At 58.4% G+C, this 24,917-nt stretch carries 21 protein-coding genes and 2 pseudogenes; 11 read left to right on the forward strand and 12 right to left on the reverse strand.

Going from position 1 to position 24,917, the window contains the following annotated elements:
- Nucleotides 1-61 precede the first annotated feature (61 nt).
- On the forward strand, nt 62-562 hold the full coding sequence (gene rfaH, locus ACTG2B_RS17450) for a transcription/translation regulatory transformer protein RfaH (RefSeq protein ID WP_058057235.1): 501 nt from the start codon (nt 62-64) through the stop codon (nt 560-562).
- 59 nt (nt 563-621) lie between these two features.
- On the opposite strand, the gene ACTG2B_RS17455 is transcribed toward rfaH, so the two are convergent.
- The 4 genes and pseudogenes from ACTG2B_RS17455 to arcB all read right to left on the reverse strand — a co-directional run bounded on the left by ACTG2B_RS17455 (nt 622) and on the right by arcB (nt 7,121).
- Nucleotides 622-2,598 (reverse strand): HAMP domain-containing methyl-accepting chemotaxis protein, encoded by a 1,977-nt coding sequence (locus tag ACTG2B_RS17455; RefSeq protein WP_181269933.1) that lies wholly within the window; start codon nt 2,596-2,598, stop codon nt 622-624.
- Between the two features lie 274 nt (nt 2,599-2,872).
- A complete protein-coding gene (locus ACTG2B_RS17460; RefSeq protein WP_005349248.1) occupies nt 2,873-3,076 on the reverse strand; it encodes a hypothetical protein in 204 nt (67 codons plus the stop codon).
- Between the two features lie 315 nt (nt 3,077-3,391).
- Nucleotides 3,392-4,756: a dGTPase gene (gene dgt, locus ACTG2B_RS17465; RefSeq protein ID WP_338710385.1), complete on the reverse strand. Its 1,365-nt coding sequence runs from the start codon at nt 4,754-4,756 to the stop codon at nt 3,392-3,394.
- 51 nt (nt 4,757-4,807) lie between these two features.
- Nucleotides 4,808-7,121, reverse strand: a pseudogene (gene arcB / locus ACTG2B_RS17470) (aerobic respiration two-component sensor histidine kinase ArcB).
- Nucleotides 7,122-7,327: 206 nt separating this feature from the next.
- Here arcB and ACTG2B_RS17475 point away from each other — a divergent pair.
- Nucleotides 7,328-8,320 (forward strand): DUF2860 family protein, encoded by a 993-nt coding sequence (locus ACTG2B_RS17475; protein ID WP_335865661.1) that lies wholly within the window; start codon nt 7,328-7,330, stop codon nt 8,318-8,320.
- A gap of 67 nt (nt 8,321-8,387) precedes the next feature.
- On the opposite strand, the gene ACTG2B_RS17480 is transcribed toward ACTG2B_RS17475, so the two are convergent.
- The 4 genes from ACTG2B_RS17480 to ACTG2B_RS17495 all read right to left on the reverse strand — a co-directional run bounded on the left by ACTG2B_RS17480 (nt 8,388) and on the right by ACTG2B_RS17495 (nt 11,308).
- Nucleotides 8,388-9,086 carry a DUF3334 family protein gene (locus ACTG2B_RS17480; RefSeq protein WP_265776334.1) on the reverse strand — a complete coding sequence of 233 codons (699 nt, stop codon included), beginning with the start codon at nt 9,084-9,086 and terminating at the stop codon, nt 8,388-8,390.
- 89 nt (nt 9,087-9,175) lie between these two features.
- Nucleotides 9,176-9,622, reverse strand: a complete 447-nt coding sequence (locus ACTG2B_RS17485) for an HIT domain-containing protein (protein WP_005358267.1) — start codon at nt 9,620-9,622, stop codon at nt 9,176-9,178.
- 73 nt (nt 9,623-9,695) lie between these two features.
- The gene (locus ACTG2B_RS17490) at nt 9,696-10,337 is read right to left on the reverse strand and encodes a DUF2057 domain-containing protein (RefSeq protein ID WP_144713700.1); all 642 of its coding nucleotides are present in this window, start codon (nt 10,335-10,337) and stop codon (nt 9,696-9,698) included.
- A 71-nt stretch (nt 10,338-10,408) separates the two neighbouring features.
- The gene (locus ACTG2B_RS17495) at nt 10,409-11,308 is read right to left on the reverse strand and encodes a LysR family transcriptional regulator (protein WP_144713888.1); all 900 of its coding nucleotides are present in this window, start codon (nt 11,306-11,308) and stop codon (nt 10,409-10,411) included.
- Nucleotides 11,309-11,405: 97 nt separating this feature from the next.
- Here ACTG2B_RS17495 and ACTG2B_RS17500 point away from each other — a divergent pair, with 97 nt between their 5' ends.
- Nucleotides 11,406-12,008, forward strand: a complete 603-nt coding sequence (locus ACTG2B_RS17500) for a short chain dehydrogenase (protein ID WP_042052299.1) — start codon at nt 11,406-11,408, stop codon at nt 12,006-12,008.
- A gap of 117 nt (nt 12,009-12,125) precedes the next feature.
- On the opposite strand, the gene ACTG2B_RS17505 is transcribed toward ACTG2B_RS17500, so the two are convergent.
- From ACTG2B_RS17505 to dapA, 3 genes are all read right to left on the reverse strand, one after another.
- Nucleotides 12,126-13,229, reverse strand: a complete 1,104-nt coding sequence (locus tag ACTG2B_RS17505; protein WP_040065098.1) for a phosphoribosylaminoimidazolesuccinocarboxamide synthase — start codon at nt 13,227-13,229, stop codon at nt 12,126-12,128.
- Between the two features lie 167 nt (nt 13,230-13,396).
- Entirely contained in the window at nt 13,397-14,524 is a 1,128-nt protein-coding gene (bamC, locus tag ACTG2B_RS17510) for an outer membrane protein assembly factor BamC (protein ID WP_139399054.1), read from the reverse strand.
- Entirely contained in the window at nt 14,517-15,404 is an 888-nt protein-coding gene (gene dapA, locus ACTG2B_RS17515; protein ID WP_120414831.1) for a 4-hydroxy-tetrahydrodipicolinate synthase, read from the reverse strand. Before dapA ends, bamC begins: the two co-directional genes overlap by 8 nt.
- 205 nt (nt 15,405-15,609) lie before the next feature.
- On the opposite strand from dapA, the gene ACTG2B_RS17520 reads away from it, so the two are divergent.
- The 3 genes from ACTG2B_RS17520 to ACTG2B_RS17530 all read left to right on the forward strand — a co-directional run bounded on the left by ACTG2B_RS17520 (nt 15,610) and on the right by ACTG2B_RS17530 (nt 17,296).
- Nucleotides 15,610-16,143, forward strand: coding sequence for a glycine cleavage system protein R (locus ACTG2B_RS17520; RefSeq protein WP_064337273.1), 534 nt, complete (start codon nt 15,610-15,612; stop codon nt 16,141-16,143).
- A gap of 24 nt (nt 16,144-16,167) precedes the next feature.
- On the forward strand, nt 16,168-16,632 hold the full coding sequence (gene bcp, locus ACTG2B_RS17525; RefSeq protein WP_139732824.1) for a thioredoxin-dependent thiol peroxidase: 465 nt from the start codon (nt 16,168-16,170) through the stop codon (nt 16,630-16,632).
- 163 nt (nt 16,633-16,795) lie between these two features.
- Nucleotides 16,796-17,296 (forward strand): YfbU family protein, encoded by a 501-nt coding sequence (locus tag ACTG2B_RS17530; RefSeq protein ID WP_439996512.1) that lies wholly within the window; start codon nt 16,796-16,798, stop codon nt 17,294-17,296.
- 59 nt (nt 17,297-17,355) lie between these two features.
- Here the strand turns inward: ACTG2B_RS17530 and yfbV are convergent, their stop codons facing one another.
- A complete protein-coding gene (gene yfbV, locus ACTG2B_RS17535; RefSeq protein ID WP_338710394.1) occupies nt 17,356-17,796 on the reverse strand; it encodes a terminus macrodomain insulation protein YfbV in 441 nt (146 codons plus the stop codon).
- A 304-nt stretch (nt 17,797-18,100) separates the two neighbouring features.
- Between yfbV and ACTG2B_RS17540 the strand changes: the two genes are divergently transcribed.
- The 5 genes and pseudogenes from ACTG2B_RS17540 (at nt 18,101) to ACTG2B_RS17560 (ending at nt 24,852) form a co-directional block, all read left to right on the forward strand.
- Nucleotides 18,101-19,303: an acetate kinase gene (locus ACTG2B_RS17540; protein WP_005349210.1), complete on the forward strand. Its 1,203-nt coding sequence runs from the start codon at nt 18,101-18,103 to the stop codon at nt 19,301-19,303.
- Nucleotides 19,304-19,357: 54 nt separating this feature from the next.
- The gene (gene pta, locus ACTG2B_RS17545; protein ID WP_005339119.1) at nt 19,358-21,538 is read left to right on the forward strand and encodes a phosphate acetyltransferase; all 2,181 of its coding nucleotides are present in this window, start codon (nt 19,358-19,360) and stop codon (nt 21,536-21,538) included.
- Between the two features lie 377 nt (nt 21,539-21,915).
- Nucleotides 21,916-22,236: a ComEA family DNA-binding protein gene (locus ACTG2B_RS17550; RefSeq protein WP_115521677.1), complete on the forward strand. Its 321-nt coding sequence runs from the start codon at nt 21,916-21,918 to the stop codon at nt 22,234-22,236.
- Nucleotides 22,237-22,332: 96 nt separating this feature from the next.
- Nucleotides 22,333-23,244: a UTP--glucose-1-phosphate uridylyltransferase GalU gene (gene galU / locus ACTG2B_RS17555; RefSeq protein ID WP_167570525.1), complete on the forward strand. Its 912-nt coding sequence runs from the start codon at nt 22,333-22,335 to the stop codon at nt 23,242-23,244.
- A 213-nt stretch (nt 23,245-23,457) separates the two neighbouring features.
- Nucleotides 23,458-24,852, forward strand: a pseudogene (locus ACTG2B_RS17560) (peptide MFS transporter).
- Nucleotides 24,853-24,917 lie beyond the last annotated feature (65 nt).

Raw genomic sequence — 24,917 nt, forward strand, 5'->3', positions numbered from 1 at the left:
GCCTTTTTTATTGGCGCCGCTATCATATCCGCGAGCACGGCAACACGAACATACTCATAACATGAAAAAATGGTATCTGGCCTACTGCAAGCCAAAAGAAGAGGCCCGCGCCCGCGCCCACCTCGATGCCCAGGGTATCGAATCCTATTACCCCATGGTGGAGATCGAGAAGCTGCGCCGGGGCAAGCGAGTTCCGGTACGGGAACCCATGTTCCCCAACTATCTGTTTATCTTCGTTGATTTGGAAGAGGTGACACCGGTCACCCTGAAATCGACCCGCGGCATCAGCCGGATCATCCACTTTGGCAGTGAATGGACCCCCATCAGCAGCAAGCTGGTCTATCAGCTGATGAGTCGCGATGACAGCGATGAGGCGAGAGCCAGCTACGCTAACCTGCCCTGCTCGGGCGACAAGGTGCTGATTGAAGAGGGGCCGCTTGCCGGCTTCGAAGCCATCTATATGGAGCCGGATGGAGAGAAACGGGCGATTTTGCTGGTCAGCCTGCTCAACCGGGAGACCACCAGCAGCTTCGACAACCACACCTTCCGACGTCTGGACTAAGCCCACGGGCCAGGCGGCCCGGTGCATGGCAATAGCAATGGCGGGATGACCCCGCCATCTCACGCATCCAGATCAAAACGGGCGATGACCGCCTTCAGCTTGCCGGTATCGCCAGCCAGTCTGGCTACGATCTCCTCCCCCTGCTGACTACGCTGACAGGATTGCCGACTGAGCGCGGCAATGTCGTCGACCGTCCCGGATACCTCGGCGGCCACCCGCGACTGCTGCTCGGTTGCCACCGAAATGGCCTCCAGCTGTCCCGACAGCGACTGTACCAGCTGGTTCATGGCACTCAGGGTATCTGTCACCAATCCGACTGCATCCCGCCCTTGCTCCACCAACCGGGTACCGCTGCTGACGGTGCTCACCGTCTGGCGAGTCTGCTGGGAGATGGCCGCAATAGTCTGGCTGATCTCGGCAGTTGATTGATGGGTGCGGGTCGCCAGCTGGCGCACCTCGTCGGCCACTACCGCAAAACCGCGCCCCTGCTCGCCTGCCCGCGCCGCTTCTATCGCCGCATTGAGGGCCAGCAGATTGGTCTGCTCCGCAATGGTGGCGATCACCTCGGTGATCTGCCCCACTTGTTCACTCTGATGCTCCAGCAGCCCCATGGCTTCGTTGGCCTGTCCAATCATGGCGGCAATCTGCTGCATGGTATCGCTCATTCGCGCCAGCGCGGCCTCTCCCTGACGGGTCTGCTGCCGCACCTGATGGGCTCCATCCGCCACACCGGCAATGTTGCCAGCCACATCACGAGCACTCACTGACATCTGATCGATAGCCGCCGCCACCGCATCGACCCGCTGATCCTGCTCCGTAAGATCCGCCACTATGGCTCTAGTAGTGCTGCCCACATCGAGACAGGCCACCTCGACCTGCCCCACTGCGCCCTGCAACTCCCCGACCAGATGATGTAACTGGGCAGACATCCGGTTGATGGAACCGGTCAACTCTCCCAACTCATCCTGCCCTGTGATTGGCAAGGGCTCAGCCGCCAGCCGGCCATCCGCAACCTGCCCCGCCCGGGTCACCAGACAGGCAATGTCACGGGTCAGACGGCGACTAAAGAACCAGGCGACCACCATGCCAAGCACGATGGCGCTGCCGGTAGCCAACAGCAGTGTCTGGTTGATAGCCCTCCCGGCTCCGGTCATCTGCGCCGAAATCTGATCCACCTCGGCACGGGTTTTCCCCACCTGCTGGACCAGCTGCTCGCTGAGGCTGGACTGCATCGGCTCGATGTCGGTGCCCATCAGGTAGTTTGCCTGATCCCAATCCGGTGCCTGGCGCTTCTCGATCACCTGTCCCACCAGCTCGGAGAAAGGGGTCGCCATCTCTTCAAACAGCTGCCAGAGGCTCTGTTGGGTGTCGGTAAAGAGCGCGGCTTGCTGCTTAACCTCAGCCACCCGCTGCTGATGAAACTGGTAGTAATCCTGATATTTGCTGCGGTATTCGGGATCGCCTGAGATAAGAAAATCCCTCAGGGCAGAGAGGGCGTTGGCGAGGCTGTTATAGGCATCTCCCACCTGTTTGAGCAGCATGCGGCGATCGCCGGAGAGTTGATCCTGCGGAGTGCCAACTTCTTCATTGGCAAAGGATTGCAACTGATCGAGCGCCGCCTCCGCCAACGGCCCCGCCTCCTGCAACATCAGGGTGTGAGCGGGCAGATTCTCTTCGCTCTGGGCGATGGTCCACACCTTCTCCTGATGGCTTTTGAAGGTCTCGAGAGACTTGGCGAGCGCCGGGCTGAACGCCTGATGGGCGATGGCCTGCCAGGCCGACTCCCACTCCTGCTTGAGGCGGGAGGCCTGAGCCGGATCCTTGCCGAGGATAAGATAGCCACGCAAGGCGGAAACGGTGGCAACCAGCGCCTTCTGGCTCGCCTCATCCCGCTGCAAAGCGGGCAGTGCCTGCTCCAGCAGGGTGTGTTGGGCCTGATTGATCTGGGTCAGCCGGTAATAGACCAGCGTGGAGGAGAGCAGGATCAGCAGGTTGATAAAACCGAAGCTGAGCAGCAACTTGCTTGAGATTTTCATGAACATCCTTGTTCAAACGGAGGGATCCAGCCAACAGAATCAGATAGATATCAGTGTAGGCAATCTATCTTGCCAAGTCCGGTGCCAATTAGCCAATTCACTGCGTAATGACTTGACGGCCCACAACAACGTGGCCAGATCGCCGTGCATAGAACTACGACACAGTAATTCAACCTCAACGTTTATCCTTGCCTGCCCCTCACGGGGCCAAACAAAAATGGCAGACCGAAGTCTGCCATCAATGCCAAGAAAGGGGCGAAACAAGCCCCTTTCATCAGGTTATTCGATTCCCGAGGCGGAAGCCGGTTTGATACTCCCGCTCGCGAACGAGGGCGATTTGACCCTGATATCCTTCCAGCCCGATATCCCTGAGCAGGGCAGGTGACAGATTGACCTGCACGAGACGACGCTCGACCCGGGCAATCCTTCTCTGAACCAAGGATTCAACACTGCGCAGTAAAACCAGTTCGATAGACATGACATTCTCCAGTTGAACATGCGGTTCTCCCGGAGAAAGTGGATATCACCCTGCGGGACGAACCGCGGGTGATAAAAAGACAGGGGTTACCTGTTTACGCCACGCGGTAAAAGAGCACGAGATTTCACGCCGCACGCAGTGCCGCGAGAGAATGCAATATTGAGCATCAGATGTTGCATATTCGTCTCCTTACCGGATAAAAGTTGAACAGGTTGCAGAAGTCTAAAAAATATCCGAATTTAAAACAAGCCTCTTGCGACTCCTTTTTAAACGTTTTTACGGCATTTTATGCTGCCCGACAGGGAGCCTGGGGCATCAGATCCCCGAGAGTAGCCGGTACTCCTCCAGCACGTAGGTATCCGTCATGCCGCTGACATAATCGAGCAGCAGCCGCACCCGGTAATACCACTCCTGCTCGTTCTGGCAGGCAAAGCGCGGATCCGGGGTGGCGATCGCCAATCGATAGGCCTTGAGATGGCGGGCCGAGAGGCGGTGATAGAGGCGGCGCGCAAAGAACAGCGCCTGACTCCCCTCCCCGGCCAGCAGGCGGGCAAACTGTGGCGCTGGCAGCGCCAACAGACAGGCATAACTGGTCAGCACCCCGCGCAGCGCCGCATACCCCTCCAGCTCGAGCGCTTCCACCTCGGGGCGCATAAAGACCAGCTCGCGGGCCACCCGCTTGAGTATATCGAGCACCCGCGCCGCCGGCGCCTGACCGTGCAGCAGCGCTTGCGGATAGGAGCCCTGCAAAATGGCCTGATGTTCGCTGACATAGCTCTGCGCCGCCAACGCCACCAGATCCCGGGTCAGCTGCTGGCGAAAATGGGGGAAAAAGCCCCGATCACTGGCAAGCGCGTCATCCAGCAAGGTGCCCATGTAGTCACTCTGGTCGGCAGCTCGCAGTGCCGCCAGCAGTTCACCCTGAGTCAGGATCCGCCGATCTACCGCATCTTCCAGATCGGCGATGCAATAGGAGATGTCATCGGCCGCCTCCATGATGTAAACCAGCGGATGACGGCAGCCGGGGGCCAATCCCAGGCTCTGACCGAGGGCGCGGTAGAGCGGCTGCTCGCTGAAGAAGATGCCCCGCTTGCTGCTCCAGCCATGATGCTGGCCATAGCTCACCCCGGGCTGGGGCTGCTGCGGGTATTTGCAGAGTGCCGCCAATTGTCCAAGCGTCAGGTTGAGCTCGTGCAGGCTGTGCACCAGCCGCAAGCTCTGGGCGTTGCCATCAAACAGTTGCAGATCCTGACGCAATTCAGCCCACTGGGCCGAGGGGGGCTGCGCCAGCGCCTGCTGATAGAGGGGATCAAGCATCTCGCCGAGCCACTGGCTCATCACCTGCTCGCCAAAGTGGCCAAACGGCGGGTTGCCCACGTCATGAAGCAGGCAGGACATCTCCACCAGATTGATAAAGGCCCCTTCGCAGACCATCCCGACTGGCAAGGCGGCCAGAATACGACGGCTGATCTGGCGACCGGTCTCCTGCACCTCCAGCGAGTGGGTGAGGCGACTGCGCACCGAGGCCTTCACATCGAGCGGAAAGACCTGGGTCTTCTGCTGCAACCGGCGCACCGGCGCGGCCTGCACGATACGGGCGCGATCCTGCTCGGTCGCCTCCAGCAGCTCCTCGTCCCCCCAGGGGTGGATGCGCGCGGGGGTAATCAAACGGCTATACATCTCGCAGCTCCTTGCCAGCAACTTCCATCAGACTCAAGACAACCTCCAGCCTCAAGACAGTAACCAGCGCCGCAGACGGGCAATATCGCCCGGATATTCGCGGCGCAGCGTCTCAATCCAGTCTTCCACGTTTTCCCACCAGGCGGGATGATCCGGGCTCTGGATCAGCTGAGCCGTCTGCTGCAAACGGCGCAGGCCAATGGAGCCTGCCGCCCCTTTTATCTTGTGGGCTTCTTCCACCACGCCGGCCTGATCCTTGGCAATCATGTTGGAGTCGAGCACTGCCATGTAGTCCGGCATCATCTTCTCGAACAGATCGACGCTGGAGAGCAGCACCGGCTTGCCCACGGTATCGGCGTAATCGGTGAGGAAGGGGATATCCAGCAGGGCATCCTGATTGCCCGCATCCGCCTGCTCGTCCGCTTCATCCTCGGCCAGATCGGCAAACAGGTGACCAATCACCTCCCGCACGGCTTTGGAGCCAAGCGGCTTGTTGATCACATCCTGCATGCCGTGATCCCGGTAGTACTGGCGATCGCCGGTAGAGTTGGCGGTGAGTGCCACCATGGGTGGCAGGCTGTCGCCATAACGCTCCAGCAGGGTTTTCGCCACATCAAAGCCGGTCATGTCCGGCAGCTGGATATCGAGCAAAATGAGGTCGAAATCATCCGGGTTGGCCATCGCCAACGCCTGGGTGCCGTCCCGTGCCACCTGCACCTGATGACCCAACTTGCCCAGCAGGGCGCAGGCCACCGTCACGTTGAGCTCCACATCCTCCACCAGCAGGATATCGAGGGAGGGCATCTCCTCCTCCTGCTCTGGCAACACAGGCTCGGCGCAAGCCACTTCCAGCTCGGCGGTGAAGCAGGAACCTTCGCCCGGATCGCTGTCCACATAGAGCTGGCCGCCCATCGCCTGCACCAGCTGACGGGAGACCGCAAGGCCAATGCCGGTGCCAGTGGCGTGCTTCTTGCCCTGCACCTGATAGTACATGGCGAAGATCTTCTCCTGCTGGGCGCGCGGGATGCCGATGCCGGTATCCTCCACCTCAAAGTGCAGGGCCAGCTTGCCCGGCTCATCGGCGGGATGGGAGAGACAACGCACGGTGACGCCCCCCTCATCGGTAAACTTGACCGCATTGCCCACCAGATTCCACAGCACCTGACGCAGGCGGGTGCCGTCAGCCATCACGAATTGCGGCATGTCGCCATCCCGATCGAAATGGAGATAGAGCCCCTTCTGCTCCGCCTGAATGCGCGACAGGGTCTCCAGCTCGTCGAGGAAGGCGGGCAGATCGATACGGGTCGGTGCAATTTCGAGGCGACGGCGATCCAGTTTGTCCAAGTCGATGATGTCGTTGAAGATATTGCCAAGGGTCACCGCACTCAGGTGAATGGTCTTGAGCTGCTGATGCTGCTTGGGATCGAGGGGGGTATCCATCAGCATCCGGCTTAAGCCCACGATGCCGTTGAGCGGAGTACGCAGCTCGTGACTGATGGTCGAGATGAAGGTGGTCTTGTCGCGGCTCGCCTTCTCCAGCTTGTCCTGATACTGCTTGCGCTCGGTGATGTCACGGCCAAAACCGAGCAGCCCGAGTCGCTTGCCGAAGCGGTCGAAGAAGGGCACCTTGCGCAACTCGAAGTAAGCCTTGCGGCCATCGGGATACTCCAGCCACTGCTCGTAGGTGAGCGGCTCGTTGCTGGCAAAGACCTGCTTGTCGGTCTCCACCACCTTGTTGGCAATCTCCTGCTTGTAGACATCGAACGGGGTCAGACCGATCAGCTCGGCCTCCACCTTGCCGGTCAGCTCCTCCATGGCGCGGTTGCAGCCGGAAAACTGCTCATCCTCATTGCGGTAGTAAACCAGATCGGGGGAGCAGTCGATAAAAGAGCGCAGCAGCGCGGTGCGCTCTCCCAGATGAAGCTGGGCTTTCTCCCGCTGGAACACCTCGTTCTCGAGATCCTCGATGGCCTGCAGGCGCAGGCTCTCGGCCCGGTTGGTCTCGGCAATCTGGGCGTTGAGGCGGCTGATGTTCTCCTGCAGCTGGGTATATGAGCTCCAGATCCCGCTCGCGCATATCTTGCAGCTTGCGCACCATCCGGCTCAGTCGCTGACGGGAATCCTCCAGCTGATCCACCACGATGGAGAGAAAATAGACCGCCCAGGGGGTCACCAGCAGGCCAAAAAACACCGAGCGAACGAAGTCGATCACATCGATATTGCCGCGCAGGAACAGGGTCACCCCCATCTGGATGGCGACCGCCAGCACGATAATGCCCGCCGCCAGGAACATGCTGAAGCGTACCAGTCCCAGCTTGGTCATCAGATCGACATAATATTGCGCCCAGGATTTAATCTGTTTCATCTTATTGTTTTCCCCCGATATTCGCGGTACAGAATACCAGCACAACCGAGTGAACTCTTCTTAATCTCGCACAATTAATTAACGATTCGCCGAATGAAATGAGTGGGTTAGGATAATTGGCAATATTGAGTCAGTTGCCATTAAGGTTTTTTCTTTATACTCACCGGCCGAAAAAATTCACCACCATTTAATTTAGGAGTTATCCGATGCGCAACACCACCTTGCTGGGCCTGGGCCTGGGCCTGCTGGTCGCAAATAGTGCTTATGCTGATTTGGGCGAAATTCCCAAGGAGTCTGGCTGGTCCGGTTTCCTGCTCGGCGGGGTCAGTGTCATCAATTACGAATCGAATTTTTATAGTGGTGATGACGAAAACCGCCGCCTGAGCGGACTGGGCAGTGCCGAGAGCAGCTCCGCCGTTGCCCCGCTGCTCAACGCCGATATCCGCTACACCTTTGCCGATACCCGCACCCAGGTCTTCCTCGGTAACCTGATCCAGGATGCCATCCGTTTCGACTTCACCCAGCAGCTCGGTATCCGTCAGGAAATGAGCGACAAGGGCATCGTAGCTGGCTCCGTGGTCTTTAATGCCATGCCGACCGAGCAGTGGAGCGATCCCTTCGCGGTGGGTGTTGACCGCCAGTCGACCGATATCAAGTCAAAAGGGGTTCGCTTCGCCTGGGACAGCATCTGGGGTAGCAACTTCAATGGCAGCCTGACCACCCGCAACATCGAGGTGGATGAGGAGCGCAGCGGCAGCCAGTACGGCGCCGATACTGCCGCCAAACTGGATCGCAACGGCAAGATCCACGCCCTCGACCTCTCCTACAAATGGCAGCTGGCACCCGGTCAGATGCTGGAGCCAGCCTTTATCTACCGCCAAGCCGATCTGGATGGCAGCGCCCAAAGCTACAAGAGCAACGGCCTCCAGTTGACCTACGGCATGCGCGCTTCCCAGTGGTCTTTCGTCAGCAACGCCTATCTGGGCCAGACCAAATATGATGAGGCCAACCCCATCTTTGGCCAAAACGCCGACTCCGACGAGTTTGCCCTGACCGGAACCTTCTTCTGGCACCGCCTGTTCGGTATTGCACCGCTCTCCGCAACCTTTACTGCCGGCTACGCCAAGTCCGATTCCGACATCAACTTCTACGATTCTGAATCCGTGATGTTCAACACCGGCCTGCTCTACAACTTCTAACAACTGTTGTGCGCACCGATACAACAAGGCCACCCGAAGGTGGCCTTGTTGCTATCCGGCATTTGCCTCAAATACCCAGAGAGTCGAGCAGATCGTCGTGATCGTTGGCGACCGGGACCGCAGCCTGAGCCGGCTTGGCGGCATCCTGCTTGGCCTGGGCGATCAGCGCATCGGGATCCAGCTCTTCATGCTCCATTCCCTCATTGTGGATGCGGATGAACTCGGTTTTGTCCATCGCCAGCTCCAGATAGAAGATGTTGTTGCGGGCGGTGAAGAAAGTGACGCGGCGGGACTCCGGGCTGTCGAGATTGGTATCGACACTCAGCATCACCTGCTTGTTTAGCGCCAGCATCTTCGGCTGGTTCTGGGTGATGTGAGTCTGCAGATCGCGGCCCACCTTGACGGTGAAGCTGCCGACGATCTGGTTCATCAGCTCGCCCATCACGTTGCTCACCTCATCAGAGGTGTGGGAGATGGCGAGATCCTCCTTGGAGAGCCCCATGCTCAGCATGTAGCTCTCGTACAGCTCCATGGCGGCGGCGGCGGAGAAGTTGATCACCACCAGACCGGAAAAACCGCCATCAAACAGCACGAAGCAGCCGATATCCGGCTTGAGGCAGGTCTTGCTGATCCGCTGCACCATGCCGGAAAACCGCACCTGACTCATGGTCGCGGCACTCAAAACGTCCGTCACCGAGTTGCACAGGCTGAGCAGCACATCCTCTGTGGTCAATACGGCATCGTCATCGGATCTTGTCACTATCATGGGACCTTCCTGAACATCGAAAATGGGCTTATCTATACCATAACTCTAACAGATGGCGCGGCCCGGAGACTGAAATAGCGACACGCCTCTCAGTTGACTCCGTTATCAGCAGCCACAGGGGTGAAACCGCTCAGCTTGGCGAGCCGGGCACGCCATATATCGGCCTGCTGGGCCAAAACTTGTGGCTCATAAGGCACGACCGGATGAGCACCCCAGATGGGGCCTGGCCAGGCGCGATCCGTCGCAAAGCGGGCGACATGGTGAAGGTGGAGTTGCGGCACCAGATTGCCCAGCGCTCCGATGTTGATCTTGTCCGGGCTGAGGGCCTGCTCCATCAGGGCGGCGACGGCGCAGGACTCCTGCATCAGCTGTTGCTGCTGCTCCGGCGCCAGATGGTGAATTTCCCGCAGGTTGGCTACTCGCGGTACCAGGATCAGCCAGGGATACTGGCTGTCTTTGGCCAGCAAGACACGGCAGAGGGGCAGATCCCCGAGCCACCGGGTATCTGCCTGCAGGCGTGAATGCAATTCAAACATGAAAACCTCGTTGAGTACGATGAACAGAGCGCCTGAAAAAGGAGTGTCCACGTTACTGCAACGGGCAGAAAACTTAAAGCTGTGGGACCGCCCAACCGATAAAGCGCTTGCGCAGGGCCGGATCGGCCTGGAGGAACAGCTGCTGCAACTGCCCTTCCAGCTCGCTGGCTGCCACAACGGGTTGAGCACCACCAGCGGCCGTGGCCGTTGGCTGCGTAGCAACGGCGCCAACCGTCAGCGCCGCCTTGCCGCCGCTGCGGTTGTATTCAGCCAGTTTGCCGTTCCAATCCACCCCAAGCAGCATGCCGCTGGTCACCAGTGCGTCCTGCTGGATGGCAAGCGCGCGGCCATTCTCCTGCAACGCCACCACAGGAGCCTTGGCATAGGCCTGCATCCCCTGCTCGTCTCCCGGTACACTGGCCGTCAGCTGCAAATGCTGATTGCTGCCCTGATAGCGCACCACCTGCGGCTCGGAACGTACCTGCTGATCATTCTCGCTGCTGCTGCGACTGGGGATCACCCCCTCGAAGCGCACCAGCAGTTGCTGTTCGCCATCCGCCAGGGTGGCATGCTGCTCATCCTGCAAGGTGCCGTTGCTCACCGCGAGGATGCGGAAATTCTCCGGCACCTTCACTTCCACCATGGCCTGTACACTGCCTGTCCCCAACACTGCACAGAGCAGCACAAAACCGGTCAACCCTCTATTGCTCTTCATTCCCGCTGATCTTCCTGATGCCGATGATGGGCGCAGGGTAGCAGCCGAAGATGACAGAAAAATAACGCCGCTCAGAGCAGGTAGTGGGGTCGCTCGGCAAACCACTGGGCCAGCACCTGCTTGAACAACCGGATCTTGCGCGGCACCCGTCGCTGCTGGGCATGCAGCACATGGAGCTGATGCAGCCCGCTCTGCCACTCATCTAGCACGGTCACCAGCTCCCCCGCCGTCAGCAGCGATTCCACCAGCATCAGCGGGCACTTGGCATAGCCCATACCGGCGCGCGCCAGTTGCAACACGGTACTGTAGTGGTTGGCCCGCACCTTGCCCTGCACCAGAATGTGGGCCTCCTCCCCCTCACGGATAAAGTGCCACTGCTCCCAGGCCGGATTGTGCCCCTGCAACAGGCAGCTGCGCCCGCTCAGCTCATAGGGGGTGGTAGGACGCCCCTCTCGCGCCACCAGTGCGGGGCTCGCTACCACCACATCCTTGAGTCGGCCAAGAGGAAGTGCGACCAGATTGTCCGGCACCTCGTTCATGGCGCGCAGGGCGATGTCGTTCTCCCCCTGGCTCATGTCGACCATCTGGTTGGTGAAGTTGAGTTCCACCTCCACTCCCGGGCAGAGCGCGGCAAAGCTGGTCAGCAGTTCGCTCACCATGCGATCGCCGGTGCTGACCGGGCAGGTAAAGCGCAGTCGTCCGCAATCCTCTTCGGTCAGCGCCTGAATATCCTGCTCCGCCTGCCGAGCCAGCGCGAAGATCTCCCCCGCCTGCTGATAGAGGGTCTTGCCCGCCTCGGTCAGACTGAGGCGGCGGGTGGTGCGCTGCAACAGTTGTGCATTGAGGGAGGTCTCCAGCGCGCTGACATGGCGGCTCAGCATCCCCTTGCTGACCCCCAGCGTATCGGCAGCAGCCGAGAAACTGCCGCGCAGCACCACTTCGTAAAAGCTGGCCAGATGGGCAACATCCATCATTAGCTCCAATATGGAAACAATGGGTTTATTTTACGCGCTTTTTCGCATTTTCTGTTGCGCTAGAATCGATACATCCCAACCAGGAGTGATGCAGATGAAAATTGTGATTGTGGGTGCCTCCGGCACCGTCGGCTCCGCGGTCAGTGAACTGCTTGCCAAAGATCATCAGGTGATCCGGGTCGGCCACAGCCGTGGCGATGCCACGGTCGACATGCGCGATCCCGCCTCCATCAAGGCGCTGTTTGCCCAAGTGGGCCAGTTTGATGCACTGGTTGTCGCCAGCGGCAGTGTGGCCTTCAACGGCCTGACCGAGATGACCGACGAGCAGTGGCAGGTGGGACTGGAGAGCAAGCTGATGGGCCAGATCAACCTGACCCGAGCCGCCATTCCCTATCTGACTGACAAGGGTTCCATCACTTTGATCAGCGGTATTCTGAGCGAGGAGCCGATCAACTGGGGCGTGAGCGCCAGCACCGTCAACGGCGCCATCGATCACTTTGTGAAAGCGGCCGCCTGCGAGCTGCCAAGGGGCATTCGCATCAACGTGGTGAGCCCCACCGTGCTGGCGGAGTCGATGGACAAATACGCCGACTTCTTCCCGGGGTTCGTGCCGGTGCCCGCCGCCAAGGTAGCGCAGGCTTACAAGAAGTCGGTGCTGGGCATCCAGACCGGCCAGGTGTTCAGGGTCAACGGTTGATCGTCGTGCGCTGGATACAAAAAACGGGCCCTATAATGGGGCCCGTCTGTTTATTTGCTTCTATCTTTCGCCACCAGCAAACGTTTGTTTGTTGGCGACAAAAAAAGAGCGCAACCCTTAGTCGATCAGGCCGTACTGATCGCGCAGCACCTCGATGATCTCCTGCTTGGGATTGGCAGAACGCGCCAGCTTGTGGCCGATGATCTTCTCGGCGATCCCGACGTAGGTGTTGGAGATATCCATCATCACTTCGGTCGGCAGCTTGTTGTCGCGGGCCAGGGCAAAACGTTCCGGCATGCGGTTCTTGTTGAGCAGGATGTCCGGATCCGGGAAGTGGTTGAGCAGCCACTGACGGAAACCCTCTTTAGACTTCTCGACAATCTGACCGTCGCGCAGGGCGGCGCCATCCCAGATACGGGAGCTGTCGGGGGTACCCACTTCATCCATGTAGATGAGCTTTTCGTTGCCGGCGGCATCGTGGACATAGCCAAACTCGAACTTGGTATCGACGAAGATCTGATCCAGCCCGGCCAGCGCGTCGCTGATAACGTTGAAGCCCTCTTTGAGCAGCACTTCGTAGCGGTCGATGTCGGCCGGTTTGCTGAAGTTGAAGCCCTTGTAGTGGCGCTCGATATCGGCACGGGAGACGTTGACGTCATCGGCTTCCGGCACGCCATCCAGCCCTTTCAGCACGCCCTTGGTGGAGGGAGTGATGAGGATCTCCGGCAGCTTCTGATCTTTTTTGAGCCCTTCCGGCAAGGTGATGCCGCAGAACTCGCGCTCGCCATCCTTGTAGGCACGCCACATGGAGCCGGTGATGTACTGGCGGGCAATCGCCTCGATCATCACCGGACGGGCTTTTTGCACGATCCAGACGAAGGGGTGCGGAATATCCAGAATGTGGCTGTCAGCCAGTCCCTTCTCCTTGAACAGCTTGAACCAGTGGCTGGAGATGGCGTTGAGCGCCGCCCCTTTGCCCGGTACGCCGTTCAGGCCATCCACACCTTGCCAGATGCAATCGAAAGCCGAGATGCGATCGCTGATCACCATGAGGGCGAGGGGCGCATCGGCCGGCACATCATAGCCTTTCTCTTTTATGAGCCGGGCACTGTCTTCGGGGGTCAACCAGTAGACGCTGCGCACTTTGCCGGAATGGACAGGTTTATCGGTACGGATCGGCAAATCGTCATTCACCGCCAATACTTGATCTGCAAGACTCATGGCTAATAACACTTCCTGTTTGTGGGGGGTAAACATCGCGAGTTCCTCACCTGCGTGCTCTGTTTGCAACGGGCTGGCAAGGGGGCTCGCATCATCGAAAACCGCTCGGAATCCCCGCGTTTTCAGGGGGATTTTGATAACAAAACAGGGGCACAAGGCCCCTGTATTTATTCTGCTTTTGCTGCTGCCTGATCGGCCAGCCCCTTGGCGAACGCCTCGGACAGGCTGATATACATCTGGGAGATAACCCCGGACGATACCGGCTTCTTGTCCTTGTCGAACAGGGTGATGGAGGTCTTGCCTCCCGCCATTTCGCCAAGCTGGAAGCGATATTTCTCCTCCTCCAGTTTGAACGGCTCGCTCCCTTTCGCCTTCCAGAACTCGGCACCCGGCTCTTCGTACTCGACGTCGATCCAGCCCAGTGACTGCTGGGTATCCTTGATGGCGAAACCGTAAGCAGGCAGTACCTGGTTGAGGCGACGCCACACCTGATCAAAGGAGCCTTCGGCAATCCAGGCGCTCAGCTCGTTGTTGTCCAGACCCAGTTGCAGACCCATGCCATCGTTGGACTTGTGCTGCTCGCGGGCTTTCAGCTGGCTGTCGTAATAGAGCGAGAACTGGTTCAGCACTCGCGCGGCATAGCGCTGGGCATCGGCAGGGGTCAGCTTGTTGCTGGTCTCGCCGTCGATGGTCTCTTCGTGATCCAGTACCCGGACCGACATATTGACGGCGTGGCGCTGGGCATCGTTGCGCACGGTGAACTGGTAACGCTGACGGATTTTGAAGTCTTCGTCATCTTCACCCCAGCCATCGAGGGCGACCGTGTTGTCAAACCAGCCGGTCTGCAATACGCCATCCTGCTGATCCAGCTTCTCGGTGGTGACCTTGTATTTGGCCAGGAAGTTCATCAGGAACGACCAGGTATCGCGCTCCACGCTCTGGCTGGTGCTCAGGGCATAGAAGGCAACGGTCGGTTCGGTTGCGCTCTGCACCACCTGGCTGCCCGGTACCACGGTCAGCAGTTGAGCGGGTGGGCGCACATCGACCTGGGCGCCGAGGGCACCTTCACGGCTGCTCTCGGGAAGCGGCGGGATATCGTACTGGCTGTTGAAGGTGGGGGCACTCAATCCTGCGGGGATCAAGAACGCGCGGCCCTCGAGACGGGCATCTTCGTAACCGAAGTCGCGGTTGGCCATTTTGCGATCCTGGGGGGTGCTGCAACCGGCCAAGACGGCCACAGTCGCAACGCTCAGCACCAGACGTGCTCTATTTCCCTTTCCATTAGATTTAAACACTCGCCATCAACTCCGCTGTGGTCAGTGCTCGCGCCATCAGCTGTTCGCCCTCGGGGGTGAGGTCAACCAGCGGCAGGCGCAAGGTGGCTGTTGCAATCAACCCCAATTGGACACAGGCCCATTTCACCGGGGTGGGGCTCGGTTCGCAGAACAGAGTCTTGTGCAACGGCATCAAGAGATTGTTGATGTCATGCGCCTGCCCGGCATCACCGGCCAGCGCAGCACGACACATGTCGGCCATCTGGGCCGCTGCAATATTGGTGGTGACCGAAATCACGCCATCGCCACCTTGCAGCATAAAATCACAACCAGTGGCATCGTCGCCACTGTAGAGAGCAAACTCCGGCCCGCACAGCTCGCGCAGCAGCGGGGTGCGGCTCAAATCGCCGGTTGCCTCTTTCAAACCGATAATGCCGGGAACCTTGGCCAGACGGGCCACGGTCTCCGGTTTGAGATCGCAACAGGTGCGACCGGGCACATTATAAAGAATTTGGGGCAGACCACTAGCCTCGGCGATCGCACAATAGTGGCGATAGAGACCTTCCTGAGTGGGCTTGTTGTAGTAAGGAGTCACCGAAAGGCCCGCCACCACGCCGGTTTTGGCCAGTCGCTTTGCCAATTCAATAGCATGGGCAGTATTGTTGGAGCCGCAACCGGCGATGACGGGAATGCGTCCGGCGGCATACTCAACGGTCTTTTCAACGACGGCGATATGCTCCTGCTCGCTCAGGGTCACCGATTCCCCTGTGGTCCCCACCGCAACAATGGCGCTGGTCCCGGCGCTGACATGATAGTCGACCAGCTTGGCCAGACTGGCCCAATCGACTTCACCTGAAGCCAGCATGGGGGTAACGAGCGCAACAATACTACCGCGTAACATGGACTTTTCTCCCGATTTTCAGGGGCGTAATGGTAAAGCTGACCCCTTTGAAAAACAAGGGAGAGAGGGGGCAAGCCGTGATACCATCCGGAACAAAAAGTAATGGACGAAAGTCGGCAGCGTCCCTCAGGGAGTGGTCATCAGGGCCGGAGGGTTGGCTTGCCAGCGCGGCTTTCGCAACGAAATAACGGACGAGAGAAGATTTATGACTCACTACCTGGTCGTAACGGCCATCGGCACGGACAGGCCTGGCATCGTCAATGAAGTGACCCGCCACGTCAGTGGCTGTGGTTGCAACATTGTGGACAGCCGCCTTGGCATCTTCGGCAATGAATTTACCTTTATCATGCTGCTCTCGGGCGACTGGAACAGCATGATGCAACTCGAAATCAGCCTGCCCCTGCGTAGCCAGGAGTGGGATCTCATCACCATGATGAAACGCACCGAACGCCACCAGTCCCTGCAGTATGACATCCGCGCCAGTGCCGACCTGTTGATCCGCGACGAGCCCGGCATCGTAAGCCAGTGCACCCAGTTCTTCAGCGAACATGGCTGGAACATTCAGGCGATGCAATCCATGACCCTGGAGCAGCAGCCGTTCAACCTGCTGAAGATCAGTTTTCAGCTCAATCTGGCCAGAGAGGGTGAAGTGGAAGGTTCGCAAACCGCCTTCGCCGAATTCTGTCGTCAACTGGGTGCCGAATCGTTCGAGTTTATCGTCAATCGCAAACACGCCTGAGGGCGTTTTACCCGAGGAGACCCCATGCAACCACTACAAGCTGGCAGCCCCGCCCCCGATTTCTCCCTGCCCGACCAGAATGGCAATCAGGTCAGCCTCGCTGGCCTGCGCGGCAAGAAGGTGCTGGTCTATTTCTACCCCAAGGCGATGACCCCCGGCTGCACCACCCAGGCCTGCAGCCTGCGCGATGTGAACGCCGAGCTGGCCGCCCTCAATGTGGTGGTGCTTGGCATCAGCCCTGATCCGGCCAAACGTCTGAAGAAATTCGAAGAGCGGGACCAGCTCAACTTCACCCTGCTGGCTGATGAAAACCACGCCGTCGCCGATGCCTTTGGCGTCTGGGGCCCGAAGAAGTTCATGGGCAAGGAGTATGACGGCATTCACCGCCAGAGCTTCCTGATCGACGAAGAGGGCAAGATTGCCCACCACTTCGACAAGTTCAAAACCAGCGATCACCATCAGGTGGTACTGGATTTCCTCAAGGGATAACCCTCCCCTGCGTCATTGAAAGGCCTGCCATGCAGGCCTTTTTTGTCTGGCCAGCCGCCCCTTGCCAACGGACTTTTCTCACCAACTCCCCCGCCCAGATCAAAAAATTCATTTTATATATGGGTTAACGTGACCCCAGAATCATCTTCCAGCGAGATATCCCATGAACATGAGCAACACTGAGCGTTTGATCCTGAGCAACCAGTACGAAATTCTGGCGAAACTCAATCCGGAGAAAGCGGACGTCTACCAACGCGCCAGCACCATCATCGAGCGCGGCTACTGCCTGCAGATCCTCGAGTTGGAGAAGAGCTTCGGCCATCTGGATCTGGCGACCTGCCAGGAGGTGATCGACACCCTGGAGCTGCACCATGCACTGGCCATCTCATGGGGCAATCTGGAGGCCGCCGATCAGGGCGAGATCAACGCCAGCCGTCTGGAGTTCAATGGCTACAGCCGCAGCCAGGAGCGTGAGCTGGCCGACTACGTCTGCTTCCTGCTGGAGGTGGACAAGCGCTTCCCCGAGCTCAAGTGCCCGTGCGACGAGCTATCCAGCGACATCGCCATGCGCGACAAGTACCAGCGGATGCTGCAGGTGTGGTGTCAGTGCCCCCGTCAGTACAAGCTCTCCATCCAGGAGATCCGCAAGGTACTGGCGGCCTGATCCGCACACCAACCGCAACAAAAAAGGCGCCACTGGCGCCTTTTTGCATCTGAAACGGGTTATTCATAGAGAAAGGATTTATCGAGCTGCTGGAAGGCGGCCTTGAGGGTATCGGCCAGCTCTTCATAGCGCGGCTGAGACACCAGCTGACGACGACCACCCTGCTCGTTCATCTTGCCGTTGATCTCCCGATACCAGCTCGCCAGCGACGGGGGCAAGCGGGTGTCGGCACGCTGGCCGAGCCAGTAGTAACCCTGCAGCGGCAAACTGAGCAGAAACAGCACGGAAGTGATGACGGAAGGCCAGTAGTGCAGCTCGCCAAACTGGAACTGCAGCATCACGCTCAGCACCGCCAGCGCGGGGATCACCTTGAGGGCGAACTCGGTCGCCTTGATCACCCGATTTTCAGGAAACATCGAATTGAGCTCGGGACGGCGCGGCCAAAGCGTCATATAATAGCGGCCTTGCTGTAACTTAGTTCCAAAAATGTTCATGCTCATACTACCTCCGAGCGCTTTTTGAACGTACCAACGGCAAAACCTCGACAAAATTTGATGCAAAGTAACAAAGGTTGAGGATGACTTTGTTATTTTTCAACAATCGGGTTATCCTTTGTACGCCCATTTTTGCGTCAAAAGCGTCTTGCTATTGACCTGTCAGGGACGTCTGGATTTCGGGTCTTGTATCACTATACAAGGGGCAAGCAACAGATTGCCAACCCTCATAAGGATAAGTTGAAAGTTTTTGGCCGCACCGCGTCCAACGCATCCGCCTACACAACCCAATCTGCGATAGGATTTATTCATGAGTAAGCTGGTTCTTGTTCTTAACTGTGGCAGCTCTTCCCTGAAGTTTGCCGTCATTGACGCAACCACCGGTGATGACCTGCTGTCCGGCCTGGCCGAGTGCTTCAACCTCGACGACGCCCGCATCAAGTGGAAACTGAATGGCGAGAAAGGCAGTGCCGATCTGGGCGCGGGTGCCGCTCACCAGGAAGCGCTGGACTTCATCGTCAACAAGATCCTGCCGCTCAATCCGGAACTGTCCAAGAACCTGATCGCCATCGGTCACCGTGTTGTTCACGGCGGTGAGCGCTTCACCTCTTCCGTTGTCATCTGCGAAGATGTGATTGCCGGCATCGAAGCGGCTGTTCCGTACGCACCGCTGCACAACCCGGCTCACCTGATCGGTATCCGTGAAGCTCGCCGCGTATTCCCGGCGCTGGCTGACAAGAACGTGGCCGTATTCGATACCGCGTTCCACCAGACCATGCCGGAAGAAGCCTTCCTGTACGCCCTGCCGTACAAGCTCTACAAAGAGAACGGCATCCGTCGCTACGGCGCTCACGGCACCAGCCACTACTACATCAGCCTGGAAGCTGCCAAGCAGCTGAACAAGCCGGTTGAAGAGCTGAACATCATCAACTGCCACCTGGGCAACGGCGGTTCCGTCTGCGCCATCAAGAACGGCAAATCCGTTGATACCTCCATGGGCCTGACTCCGCTGGAAGGTCTGGTGATGGGTACCCGTTCCGGTGATCTGGACCCGGCCATCATCTTCTTCCTGCACGACAAGCTGGGCATGAGCGTGGCCGATATCAACACCATGCTGACCAAAGAGTCCGGCCTGCAGGGTCTGACCGAAGTGACCTCCGACTGCCGTTTCGTTGAAGACAACTACGACAGCAAAGAAGAAGCCAAGCGTGCTATGGACGTTTACTGCTATCGCCTGGCCAAGTACATCGGCGCCTACGCTGCCGCCATGGACGGTCGTCTGGACGCCGTTGTTTTCACCGGTGGTATCGGTGAAAACTCCGCCCCGATCCGTGAAATCACCCTGAACAAGCTGGGTCTGCTGGGCTTTGACGTCGATCACGACGCCAACCTGAAGGCTCGTTTCGGCAAGGGTGGCGAGATCACCAAGGCTGGCTCTACCAAGGCCCTGGTTATCCCGACCAACGAAGAGTGGGTTATCGCCCACGACGCGCTGGAACTGGTCGGCGCTTAATTGACGCAGTAACTCGAGGCCGCCCACAGGGCGGCCTTTTCCTGATCCCAAAAAATGAACAAGGGGTATAAAGTGGCACGCACTATTATGCTTATCCCGGTCGGCACTGGTGTCGGCGTAACTTCCGTGAGTCTGGGCGTTGTTCGCGCCATGGAGCGTCACGGTGTCAATGTCAGCTTCTTCAAACCGGTTGCCCAGCCGCGTCCGGGTGAAACCGGTGCCGAGCGCTCAACCGCCGTTATCCGCGCTGCTGCCAACATCAATCCGCCCGAGCCCTTCACCCTCTCCTACGCCGAGAACATGATCAGCTCCAGCAACACCGACATCCTGCTGGAAGAGATCGTTGCCCGCTTCGAAGAGCACGTGAAATCCAGTGGTGCCGAAGTGCTGGTTGTCGAAGGTATGGTGCCGACCGACAAGCAGCCCTTTGCCAACAAGCTGAACTACGACGTCGCCAAGGCGCTGGATGCTGACATGGTATTCGTGACCCACCCGGGCCATGACTCCAGCCAGAAGCTGAAAGAGCGCATCGAACTGGCCTGCTCCAACTTCGGTGGTGTCAACAACCCCCGTATCGTTGGCTGCGTGATCAACAAGGTTGGCGCGCCGGTTGACGAGCATGGCGTAACCCGCCCTGACCTGACCGAGATGTTCGAAGCCCATCACCACGCTTCTGACGCGGCTCACAACCTGGAAGTGCTGCAAGTGTTCGGCAAGAGCCCGCTGCGCATCCTGGGTTGCATCCCCTGGAACACCCAGCTGATCGCCCCGCGCGCCAAGGATCTCGCCAAGCATCTGGCCGCCAAGATCCTGCACAAGGGTGAGCTGGACAGCCGTCGCCTGCAGACCGTGACCTTCTGCGCCCGCTCCATCCACAACATGGTCGAGCACTTCCGTCCGGGCAGCCTGCTGGTCACCTCCGGCGACCGCTCTGACGTCATCGTCTCCGCCTGCCTCTCCGCCATGAACGGCGTCAAGCTGGGCGCCCTGCTGCTGACCGGTAACTATCATCCGGAGCCGCAGGTAATGGCGCTGTGCCAACAGGCCATGGCCACCGGCCTGCCGATCATGATGACCGGTACCAACACCTGGCAGACCGCCGTCAGCCTGCAGAACTTCAACGTCGATATTCCGGAAGATGACCGCGAGCGTATCGAGCTGGTGCAGGACTATGTGGCTGGCCACATCGACAAACACTGGATCGAGTCGCTGACCGTCAGCTCTACCCGTTCCCGTCGTCTGAGCCCGCCGGCATTCCGTTATCAGCTGACCGAGCTGGCCCGTCAGGCCAACAAGCGTGTCGTGCTGCCGGAAGGCGACGAGCCGCGCACCATCAAGGCTGCCGCCATCTGTGCCGAGCGTGGCATTGCCCGTCCGGTACTGCTGGGTAACCCGGAAGAGATCCGTCGTGTTGCCGAGCAGCAGGGTGTAGTTCTGACCGATCGCGTCGAAATCATCGATCCGGCCGTTGTACGCGAGCGTTATGTGCCGCGTCTGGTCGAGCTGCGCAAGAACAAGGGCATGACCGAAGTGGTTGCCCGCGAGCAGCTGGAAGACAACGTGGTACTGGGTACCATGATGCTGGAGCGCAATGAAGTTGACGGCCTGGTATCCGGCGCGGTGCACACCACGGCCAACACCATCCGTCCGCCGATGCAGATCATCAAGACCGCTCCGGGCTCTTCCCTGATCTCCTCCATCTTCTTCATGCTGCTGCCTGACCAGGTGCTGGTCTACGGTGACTGCGCGATCAACCCGGATCCGACTGCCGAGCAGCTGGCCGAGATCGCTATCCAGTCCGCCGACTCTGCTGCCGCTTTCGGCATCGAGCCGCGTGTAGCCATGATCTCCTACTCCACCGGCACCTCTGGCGCCGGTGCCGATGTAGAGAAAGTGCGTGAAGCGACCGAGCTGGCCAAGGCCAAGCGCCCCGACCTCATCATCGACGGCCCCCTGCAGTACGATGCGGCCATCATGGAGAATGTGGCCAAGTCCAAGGCACCGAACTCACCGGTTGCAGGTAAAGCCACTGTGTTCGTATTCCCGGACCTGAACACCGGTAACACCACTTACAAAGCGGTGCAGCGTTCCGCTGACCTGGTCTCCATCGGCCCGATGCTGCAAGGCATGCGCAAGCCGGTCAACGACCTCTCCCGTGGCGCCCTGGTTGACGACATCGTCTACACCATCGCCCTGACCGGTATCCAGGCTGCCCAAGCTGACGAACAAGCCTAATCAGTGCCTGTCTGAAAAAACCGATCACAAAGGCTGCTCACCCCAGGTGAGCAGCCTTTTTTATTGGTTATCTTTTGAAGACCAGTGAAACATGCCATCAGTGCAGTGTTGCACAGAATAATGCCATGTGATGTGCCAGAAATATCTCGAGCGTAGTGCTACGGGAAAGCGTGCCCGCCACCTTAAAGATGTATCTAAAATAGATTCAAGATCATACGGTTGGATATATGAGAGCATTCATAGCTAAGCGCTTATAGCAAATATTTCGCCATCGGCATGAGGATTTGACCTGTTAGAAATAGCAGTGAAAAAGACCCGTTCGATACGCTATTCATCAATGTGCCACTCGGCAATATCCACATCATGGAGGAATGGAAATGCTGATGAAGAAGCTCTCTGCAGTTATGCTGCTGGCCTGCTTGCCCCTGTTCAGCCAACCTGTGCTGGCCGTAGATAAGGCAGCGCCCAAGCAAACAACCACAGCCGAGGTCGCCAAGGAGTCCGGCAAGCTGAATATCAATACGGCCACCCTTGCCGAACTCACCAGCCTGAAAGGGATTGGCGACAAGAAGGCACAAGCCATCGTCGACTATCGGGAAAAACAGGGAAAGTTCACCTCGGTCGATCAGCTGGCAGATGTCAACGGCATTGGCCCAGCCACGCTGGAAGCCAACCGTGACATGATCATCGTCAAATAACGTCCGAGCTCTGCATATACGAATGGGGTAGCCTGTGGCTGCCCCATTTTTCTTGGAGTATCATGGCCACACTTTAATCCCGCTGGATAGTTTTCCATGAAAAAGACTCCTCTGACAGTTCGCAAGGCCGTGCTCCCGGTAGCCGGTCTGGGTACCCGTATGCTGCCAGCCACCAAGGCCATCCCGAAAGAGATGTTGCCGGTGGTCGACAAACCGCTGATCCAGTACGTAGTGCGCGAAGCCATCGCCGCCGGGATCAAAGAGATCGTGCTGGTCACCCACTCGAGCAAGAACTCCATCGAAAACCACTTCGACAAGAGTTTCGAACTGGAAGCTACCCTAGAGAAGCGGGTCAAGCGTCAACTGCTGGAAGAGGTGCAACAGATCTGCCCGAAAGACGTCACCATCATGCACGTCCGTCAGGGTGAGGCCAAAGGTCTGGGCCACGCTGTGTTGTGCGCACGCCCGCTGATCGGTGACAACCCCTTCGCCGTGCTGCTGCCGGATGTACTGATTGATGAAGTGGCCAGCGACCCGAAAAAAGACAACCTGGCCGAGATGGTACACATGTTCGAAGAGAACCAGATCAGCCAGATCATGGTGGAAGCGGTTCCCGAAAGCGAAGTGGACAAGTACGGCATCGCCGACATCAAGGGCGAGGCCCTGAGCGAAGGGATGTCCCTGCCGATGCAGGCCATTGTCGAGAAGCCGCCCCGCGACGAAGCCCCCTCCAATCTGGCGGTGGTGGGTCGTTACGTCCTCTCCTCCAATATCTGGCCGCTGCTGGAGAAGACCCCGGCCGGTGCCGGTGACGAGATCCAGCTGACCGATGCCATCGCCATGCTGATGGAGCAGGAGCAGGTCAACGCCTACTTCATGAAGGGCAAGAGCCACGATTGCGGCAGCAAGCTGGGCTACATGAAAGCCAATGTGGAATATGCCGTGCGCCATCACGAGCTGAATGGTGAATTTATCGGTTGGCTGAAGCAGTTCGTCAAGCAGTTGTAATCGCTGATAAATCTGTTTTTTATAGACGTATTTAAGGGGCATCAAATGATACTCCTTTTTCATTTTTGCAACAAAAAATCAATCAAGAGTAAATAAACTCTCAGCAAATCATAATGTTGTAATTTATTCACACATGCTCTATAAGGATTGAGGCGTGTTTCTCGCCCTTGCATAAAAAACTCAAAAAAATATAAGACACAGGTGGAAGTTCCAATGAATAACCCGTCAAAAGGGACCTTTTTAGGTCACCCTAAAGGGCTTTTTTTGCTCTTTAGTACCGAACTGTGGGAGAGATTCTCCTACTACGGCATGCGTGCCGTGCTGGTGCTCTATCTGACCGACCTGACTGCCAACGGCGGTCTGGGCTGGAGTCAGGCAGATGCCCTCAAACTCTACGGTATCTATACCGGTCTGGTTTATATCACTCCGCTGATCGGCGGCTGGCTGGCTGACACCTTCCTGGGTCAACGTCGCGCCATCCTGATCGGTGCCGTACTGATGGCCGCAGGTCAGTTCACTCTGGCACTGCCCCACGCCATGTTCCCGGATATGGTCAACACCATGTTACGCGGGCCTCGCGCTGCTGATCGTGGGTAACGGCCTGTTCAAACCGAACATCTCCACCATGGTGGGTGACCTCTATGAAGAGGGCGATCACCGCCGTGATGGTGCTTTCACCATCTTCTACATGGGTATCAACCTGGGTTCCCTGCTGGCAGGCGTGATCTGTGGTGCTGCCGCTACGGCCTACGGCTGGCAAGCAGCCTTCGTCGGCGCCGGTATCGGTATGCTGCTCTCTCTGGTGATCCAGGCCACCATGGCCCAGCGTTTCCTGGGTGACATCGGTCGCGTCACTGCCGCCCAGCGCGCAGCCGCCCTGCGTACTACCGAACAGAAAGCACCGCTAACCAAGCAGGAAGTGGATCGCATCAAGGTTATTCTGGTACTGGGTCTGTTCACCATCATCTTCTGGGCCGGTTTCGAGCAGGCCGGTGGTCTGATGAACCTCTACACCCAGGAGTATACCGACCGCATGATCGGCAGCTTCGAAGTGCCGACCGCCGGTTCCAGTCCCTGAACCCCTTCTTCATCATCACCCTGGCACCGGTCGTTGCGGCCATCTGGATCAAGCTCGGCAAGAAAGAGCCGAACTCTCCGGTGAAATTCGCCATGGGTCTGCTGTTCCTGGCTATCGGCTTCCTGTTCATGGTCGGTGCCGTGCTGCAGCAGGGTGGTGACAACACCGTCAAGACCTCCATGTTCTGGCTGGTAGGTGCTTACCTGTTCCACACCCTAGGTGAGCTCTGCCTCTCCCCGATTGGCCTCTCCATGGTGACCAAGCTGGCTCCGCTGCGTCTGGCTTCCCTGATGATGGGTGCCTGGTTTGGCTTCGTTGCCTTGGCCAACTACGCTGCGGGCTTTATCGGCTCCTTCGTGGGTGAAGCCGGCCCGATCGCCATCTTCGGTGGCATCGCCCTGGCGGCGGTACTGAGCGCCCTGATCCTGCTGACCATGGCAAACCGCCTGGTTTACTGGATGCACGGTGCCGAAGGCCCGGCCAAAGAGCCGCAAGCTCAAGAGAAGAAACTGCACTCCGCCACCGTCTAAACGGTCAGGATTGTAAACAACAAACAGGGCGCCCATCGGCGCCCTGTTTGTTTTGGCCTGTTTAT

Origin of the sequence: Aeromonas sp. 30P (assembly GCF_051919805.1) — a bacterium.
Taxonomy (GTDB): Bacteria; Pseudomonadota; Gammaproteobacteria; order Enterobacterales; family Aeromonadaceae; genus Aeromonas; species Aeromonas veronii.